Source organism: Microcystis sp. LE19-195.1E, assembly GCF_027532095.1.
In the GTDB taxonomy this organism is placed as follows: domain Bacteria; phylum Cyanobacteriota; class Cyanobacteriia; order Cyanobacteriales; family Microcystaceae; genus Microcystis; species Microcystis aeruginosa.
Map to the genome: position 1 here is coordinate 1 of NZ_JAPZSZ010000256.1, position 6,590 is coordinate 6,590.

Sequence of the window (6,590 nt, forward strand, 5' to 3'; positions counted from 1 at the left end):
CTCTATTCCCTCTAAAGTTTGGATTTTTTCAGCCTCAGCTTCCTGATGAAGAATCTTGGCTATCGCTTGAATATGTTGGTTAAGTTCTTGTTGTTGCTCTGGAGTCATTTTTGTCTTTTCCCCACTCTTTTCTCTATCCCATACCCAATTGATGCTTTTGTCAAGTAGTTTATTTGTTCTTCAGCTTTGACTTGCTCCCGTTGACGACAACTAATAGGAGGACGTTTAATAATAGCAAAGGGAGCGTTTGTTACTTTAACAGAACCCTTCCAATCATATCCATGACTATTAGAATTGTGAAATGGCCAATAATCTAAAAACTGAAAACAGGCAAGAGCAATTCCATCGTTAGCATGGCTTTCTGGTGATTGTTCTGCTTTATTTTTGGACTTTTCTAGTCGCAAATACTTTCTGAGATTAGAGGTTTGCCAACCAAAGCGAGTATGGACTGTTGCCAATTGAGACAGTTGCTCAATTGCCCATTTCTGTCCCACCATAACTGGTGAGAAATCTTCTCCCGACTTAGCTCCTTTTCTACCGGAATTTAGATCAATATCGGCTTTGATGTACTCAAAGTAAATATCGGTAATTGGATAGATTTTGGTTAGTTTGGAAACGACTCGAAGTTCAAGTTGACGATTAGCTCTGATTGAGGGAGCTAATTTTCCTGTTCTTCTATTTGAAAATCGTTTTTGTCGATGCGCTCTTAGATTAAAAGGAAGTTGGCGGTTAATCCGTCTTCCTCTACGTCCTCTTCGCATTAACCGTCTATTGTCCATGCGCTCTTTTACTCGTTTAAAAGGAAGTTCTAAGTGAGCCTTCCAAAGAGTAAAAAGAGAGGATTGAACGCCAATTCCAGAGAATAATTTACCCGGGTCAATACCAATAGCAATTGGTTGGGTTTTACTATCGGAAGGTTCATCGGTTAGCTGGACATAGAAAATATCTAAGTCGTTGAATTTGCCGATAGCTTTTCCTTCCTTAATCCACCGTCTGGCCCGACTGGGTTTGGTGGGCATTAACGGTTTTCCGTCTTTTGAGATAACAGGAACTCTTGGCATGGAGATAATCCTTAAGAGTGAAGTTAAAGTCCCTTACCGCAACACAATCAAGATGTCTTGTCTAACAACGCTTTACCAATAAAGCTGAGAGGGAATCCGAACTAGGGAAGAATTCGGAGGTCTGTGCCAGATTGTGTCTCAATGCGGTAGTCTCTACTTGCGTCGCCTAAATTGGTTTAGGCAAGCCCCGTCGCTTTTAGGGCGGGGTTAGTGACGATATAGCTGATGTTCGCTGTTGAGAAGCACAAAGAAGCCGTTGTTTATTGTCTGGTTTTCCGAGATTAGTAAACTGTTCACTATAAACAGTTTTTCAGGAGTTTTTTTACCCTAATTTAGCGATCACTTGCTGTTTTTTGAGATGATAGCCATCACCGTAGGCAAGAATATGTACCCGCAGATTATGCAGACTCAGGGGTTCGTTAGCGGTGACGTGATGGTGGTTGGTGTGGGACATTGCCCTGGCATCAATTACCGTCACTGTACCGCAGCCGATTACCGTCATCGTGCCATCCCGTTCAAACATAGCGCAGGTATCCTCATCGATGCCAATTCCTAAACGTTCGGGATAACCGGAGATAGCGCTCATTAACCGGGCCATGCGGTTGCGATTGTGGAAGTGTTGATCGACAATGACTTCAGGAATGAGACCTAATCCCATGGCCATATCCACTAGGGCCCGATTGGGTGCTTCCCCGCTGCTGCCCCCAGCAATCATGTGATGACCCATAACGGCGGCCCCGGCGCTAGTTCCGGCCAGGGTTAGTTCTCCCTGTTGCACTCTTTGTCTGATTCTTTCCATCAGGGGGGTATCGGAGAGCAAACCGCATAAACGCAGCTGGTCGCCTCCGGTCATAAATACACCCGTACATTCTTCGATGTAGGCCTGGAATTGGGGGTCTTCTCCCTGTACGCGATCACGAATATCGATAACTTTGACGTATTTTGCCCCCATTTCCTCGAAAATCTTCTGATAGCGATCGCCGATTAAAACCGGTTCTCTGGAAGCGGAGGGAACAATAGCGATCACTGCTTCGCTACCCCCAGCGCGATTCCAAAAGGTGTGCAGTATCTCTTTACCGTGGACTTTATCCTCGGCACCACCAATGACTAAAATCGCCGTTTTGAGAGATATGGGGGTAGGATTTTCGTGGTGTTGGGTTTCTAGCTCGATGATCATGTCACTGAACGAATAGACATTTTTAGGGATGGAAGGTTTTTCGGGAAGATGGACAAGTATTTTAATGTTATTTTCCCTGAACGGTTGACGGAAAAAAATGCGGTTTAGGAATATTTTTCGGGACATCAAGCAATAGTAGAGGCGATTTTAGCAATTTTCTTCGATCCACTGGCAATGACGGACTGTTAGTTAACTTTCAGTCTAGGCTAGACTTCGATCACTCAAGCTAGAGCCAGAAAAACCCCTAGACAGTACAGCATAGTCTATCATGTTATCGAGATAGACTAGCGCCAAACTAGCAAGATTTTAACCGATCGAACCGTGACAAAATGATACATTAAACACTATCCCAGTCTAGGCCTTAATTTTCCCCGTGCAGTTTGACATTATTACTCTCTTTCCCGATTTTTTTACTTCACCGCTGCAGTCGGGGTTGTTGGCAAAAGCTCTCGAACGCGACATCGCTAGGGTAAATTTGGTCAATCTCCGGGATTTTGCCCACGATAAACACCGTCGTGTCGATGATGAACCCTACGGTGGTGGTGTGGGAATGTTATTAAAACCAGAGCCAATTTTTGAGGCGATCGAGTCTTTAGAAATTTTACCACCCCGGGAGATCGTGCTGATGACTCCCCAGGGGGAACCTCTCAATCAAGCTTTACTGAAAACTTGGGCCGGTAGTTATCAGCAGTTAATTCTCATCTGCGGGCATTATGAAGGGGTAGATGAGCGGGTTTGTGAGCATTTGGTGACTAGAGAGGTATCTTTAGGGGATTTTGTCCTAACTTGTGGGGAAATCCCTGCTTTAGCGATTATTAACGGGGTGACGCGGTTGTTACCTGGGACGGTAGGTAAGGCAGAATCGTTGAAATTGGAGAGTTTTGAGGCAGGTTTATTGGATTATCCCCAATATACCCGGCCGCCGGTCTTTCGCGGCTGGCAAGTGCCGCCGGTTTTGCGATCGGGTAATCATCAGGATATCGCCGATTGGCGCTATCAACAACAACTCGATCGCACTAAGGAACGTCGTCCGGATATCTGGCAAAAATGGCTAGAGGAACAGGATTAATCCCCCAAAATGCTGGCTCGCTGCCTACAATTTCAGGTGATTAAGGGCTAAATTCCGTTGTTGGAGAGCGAATTGATGGCTAGGCTCTAGTTGTAGGGTTTGGTTAAAAGAAACCACTGCTTCCGAGAAACATTTTAACTTGTAGAGACAACAACCCCGTTGATACCATGCCTCAGCCTTTTGGGATTGTAACTGTAAAGCCTTATTATAAGCGGCGACCGCTTCACTGAGTCGTTCTAATTCCCGTAAAGCTTCGCCTTTGCTAAACCAAACATTAGCATCGGATTTAATGGCCAGGGCCTGATTATAAGCCGCTAGACCTTCGGCATAACGTTGCATCCGACAGAAAATCATGCCTTTGTAATGCCATGCTTCCAGATAATCTGGCTGCAGTTGAATCGCCTTATCCAAAGATGCGATCGCATCACTGATTTGTCGTAAATTAGCTAAAGCGATGCCGCGATAAAACCAAGCCCGAGCATTATTAGTCTCTAATTGAATTACCTGATTAAAAGACCCTAAAGCTTCAGGAAAACGCCCTAATCGTTGCAAGGCCAGACCGCGATTATACCAAGCATTGACAAAATTGGGCTTTTTCCGCAGGGACTGCTGATACAATTGAACTGCTTCGCGATGCTGCCCCAAATCGAGATGCGCGTTACCGCGATAAAACAACTCCTCTGCTGAAATTTCCCGCACTAAAGCTTGTTGCTGACGCAATTGCAGTAACTCTTTTATGGCATCTAAAACTTCTGCTGCCGAGGGAAAGCGTTGGCGCCAGTCATAACGGGTCATTTTATCGATAATAACTGCTAGATCATCTCTAACATCGGCCTGATCGCGCCAAGCGATTTCTCCGGTTTCGGCATCTTCGGGAAATTGCGTCGGTTTGAGACCAGTCAAGGCTTGAATAGCGATGATTCCCACGGCATAGACATCGCTAGACAATCGCGGTTTATTTTGCGCCTGTTCACTAGGCATATAACCAGGGGTGCCAATCCCAATGGACACACTGGTCTGTTTTGCTTTTAGCCATTGAGTCCCCACTTGTTTGACTCCGCCAAAGTCGATTAAAACTAGCTTGCCCTCTTGGCGACGGATAATATTATGGGGTTTGATATCTCGGTGAATAATGTTATTTTGATGGACAAAAGCGAGAACTTCCAAGATATCTTTTAATAACTGAATTACCTGACTCTCTTCTAAACGCTTACCCTTAGAGATTTCCTGACTAAGATCGTGACCATCGATAAATTCTTGAACGATATAAAAAGACTTATTTTCCTGAAAACTGGCGAAAAATTGCGGTATTTGAGGATGATGTCCGAGTTTTTCTAAAGCTCTGGCCTCACTCTCAAATAATCCTATAGTAACTTCGTTAACCACTTGGGGGATTAACTGTTTGACCACACATTGAGGACGGCCGGGGCGATAGTTATCTTGGGCTAAAAAAGTTTGACCGAAAGCCCCTTGACTTAGAGGTTTAATAACTTGGTAACGTCCCCCGATAATTAGTTTCATGGTAGCGGATTATCTTTACCCTAGGGCAGCTTGACGGCACGGTTAACAGCCAAAGGGGTTAACTTGCTCATGCCCATCTTGCCAGTTAATTGATATATTACATCAATTGTCGTCAGAAGCGGGTAACGCGACTCGAACGCGCGACATTCACCTTGGGAAGGTGACGTTCTACCACTGAACTATACCCGCAAAAGTCTCCCTAATCATAGCATTGACCCCCCAGCCAGAGCAACTGCCCTAGGCTGTTTTCCATCACCGCGCCAGTTTGTCCAGAAACGCTAAACTGTAAAGCTTCCCGATAGACTCGCCCCGCCGGATGATCAATAATATTCGCCGCCCCACCGGAGGCAATCACTGCCCCTTGAGCGCATTGTAGAGCCAAATTAATCGCCCGACCGCGCCAGTGCAATTTTTCGGCAAAACTGGCCTGGTGGGAATTTAACATTTTTTCTTGACAGGACAGTAGGGCTTTTTCTAGCTGTTGATGGGCATTTTTTAGGCTTTCTAGCCGCTTTTGTCGATAAACCCCAAAAATAACATCTAAGCCCGCCCAAGCACAGCCAAGGGCATGAAAACCGTGATGGAGAACATTTTTTTGATCGCTGGCCTTGATCGCCGCTGCCGGTTGTAAACTAACAATAAAATCCCTTGACAAAAAGTAGTCTTGTATGGTAAGGCTCACCGTATTAGTCCCACTCATCGATAATAATGTCATGGGGGGACTGCATTGCAGACCGGGGAGATCCTGCAGCGGTAAAAGACCGTACAGCGATCGCCCGTCTGGGAGGGTCGCCCCGATGATAAAATCTTCAAAAAAGCCCCATCCCGTCACCCAGGGGACCTGTCCACAGAGTTGATAGCCGCTGGCCACGGGAAACGCTTTCATCATCGGTTCCCCCGGACGACGTAGTTGCGAAAACCCGACCCCCACTAGCTTTTCGCCCCGGACCATTTTGGGGAGATAAAGCTTTTTCAGGTCTTGGTTACTGCTGGTGGCTAATTGATTAGCGGCGCTTTGGTGTTGGGTTTGCAGAAAAGTCAAAGCACCGGAATAACGAGCGCCGAGGATTTGGAATTGTCGATAGGTGCGTTCGTCCCATCCCGCACCCCCCCATTCTCCCGGAACACGCAAAGCCAATAAACAGCGATCGCCCATACCCTGTAAAGCTAATTGTAGGGCGCTAGGGTCGCGATCGATCCGGGCCGCTTGCGGGGCGATCCTATTCTGAAAATAATCCCTAGCCATCTCCAGTAAACCATCCCTCATCGAAAATTTGGGTCTGAAACCCCGCCGTTTTACGGCGGCTTTACTGTTAAATATTAGCACATTTACGAAATATATGCTAAAATGTGAGACATGGAAAAAGCCTATTCGTTTCGATTTTACCCCACACCCGAACAAGAGTCGCTATTGCGGCGCACATTGGGCTGTGTAAGATTAGTTTACAACAAAGCTCTCCACGAACGAACACAAGCATGGTACGAAAGACAAGAAAGAGTAGGCTACGCTCAATCTTCTTCAATGTTGACCGATTGGAAAAAGCAAGAAGAATTAGACTTTCTCAATGAGGTAAGCTGTGTACCTTTACAACAAGGGTTAAGACATTTACAAACAGCTTTTACTAACTTCTTTGCTGGTCGTACTAAGTATCCTAACTTTAAGAAAAAACATCAGGGAGGAAGTGCCGAATTTACCAAATCAGCCTTTAAATTTAAAGACAAACAAATCTATTTAGCCAAATGCACAGAACCTTTACCTATT

Annotated in this window: 6 protein-coding genes, 1 tRNA gene and 1 pseudogene; 2 read left to right on the forward strand and 6 right to left on the reverse strand. The window is 45.6% G+C overall.

Going from position 1 to position 6,590, the window contains the following annotated elements:
- The 3 genes and pseudogenes from O9300_RS14320 to O9300_RS14330 form a co-directional block, all read right to left on the reverse strand.
- Positions 1–108 (reverse strand): annotated as a pseudogene (locus tag O9300_RS14320) (ISKra4 family transposase); the annotation flags it as partial.
- The gene (locus O9300_RS14325) at positions 105–1,061 is read right to left on the reverse strand and encodes an RRXRR domain-containing protein (RefSeq protein WP_287972315.1); all 957 of its coding nucleotides are present in this window, start codon (positions 1,059–1,061) and stop codon (positions 105–107) included. The pseudogene O9300_RS14320 and the gene O9300_RS14325, both read right to left, overlap by 4 nt.
- 322 nt (positions 1,062–1,383) lie before the next feature.
- Positions 1,384–2,238: a cyanophycinase gene (locus O9300_RS14330; RefSeq protein WP_061433142.1), complete on the reverse strand. Its 855-nt coding sequence runs from the start codon at positions 2,236–2,238 to the stop codon at positions 1,384–1,386.
- Positions 2,239–2,611: 373 nt separating this feature from the next.
- Between O9300_RS14330 and trmD the strand changes: the two genes are divergently transcribed.
- A complete protein-coding gene (gene trmD / locus O9300_RS14335; protein ID WP_079208345.1) occupies positions 2,612–3,307 on the forward strand; it encodes a tRNA (guanosine(37)-N1)-methyltransferase TrmD in 696 nt (231 codons plus the stop codon).
- A 24-nt stretch (positions 3,308–3,331) separates the two neighbouring features.
- On the opposite strand, the gene O9300_RS14340 is transcribed toward trmD, so the two are convergent.
- The 3 genes from O9300_RS14340 to O9300_RS14350 form a co-directional block, all read right to left on the reverse strand.
- A complete protein-coding gene (locus O9300_RS14340; protein WP_287972317.1) occupies positions 3,332–4,828 on the reverse strand; it encodes a serine/threonine-protein kinase in 1,497 nt (498 codons plus the stop codon).
- 117 nt (positions 4,829–4,945) lie between these two features.
- Positions 4,946–5,017, reverse strand: a tRNA-Gly gene (locus O9300_RS14345).
- 10 nt (positions 5,018–5,027) lie between these two features.
- The gene (locus tag O9300_RS14350) at positions 5,028–6,095 is read right to left on the reverse strand and encodes an acyl-CoA dehydrogenase family protein (RefSeq protein WP_287972318.1); all 1,068 of its coding nucleotides are present in this window, start codon (positions 6,093–6,095) and stop codon (positions 5,028–5,030) included.
- Between the two features lie 90 nt (positions 6,096–6,185).
- Here O9300_RS14350 and O9300_RS14355 point away from each other — a divergent pair.
- On the forward strand, positions 6,186–6,590 hold a 405-nt coding region (locus tag O9300_RS14355), incomplete at its 3' end, for an RNA-guided endonuclease InsQ/TnpB family protein (RefSeq protein WP_287972319.1).

Bases quoted from the DNA above. Each gene is read 5' to 3' on its own strand.
- O9300_RS14325 (WP_287972315.1), bottom strand. From the start codon at position 1,061: ATGCCAAGAGTTCCTGTTATCTCAAAAGACGGAAAACCGTTAATGCCC.
- O9300_RS14330 (WP_061433142.1), bottom strand. From the start codon at position 2,238: ATGATCATCGAGCTAGAAACCCAACACCACGAAAATCCTACCCCCATA.
- O9300_RS14340 (WP_287972317.1), bottom strand. From the start codon at position 4,828: ATGAAACTAATTATCGGGGGACGTTACCAAGTTATTAAACCTCTAAGT.
- O9300_RS14350 (WP_287972318.1), bottom strand. From the start codon at position 6,095: ATGAGGGATGGTTTACTGGAGATGGCTAGGGATTATTTTCAGAATAGG.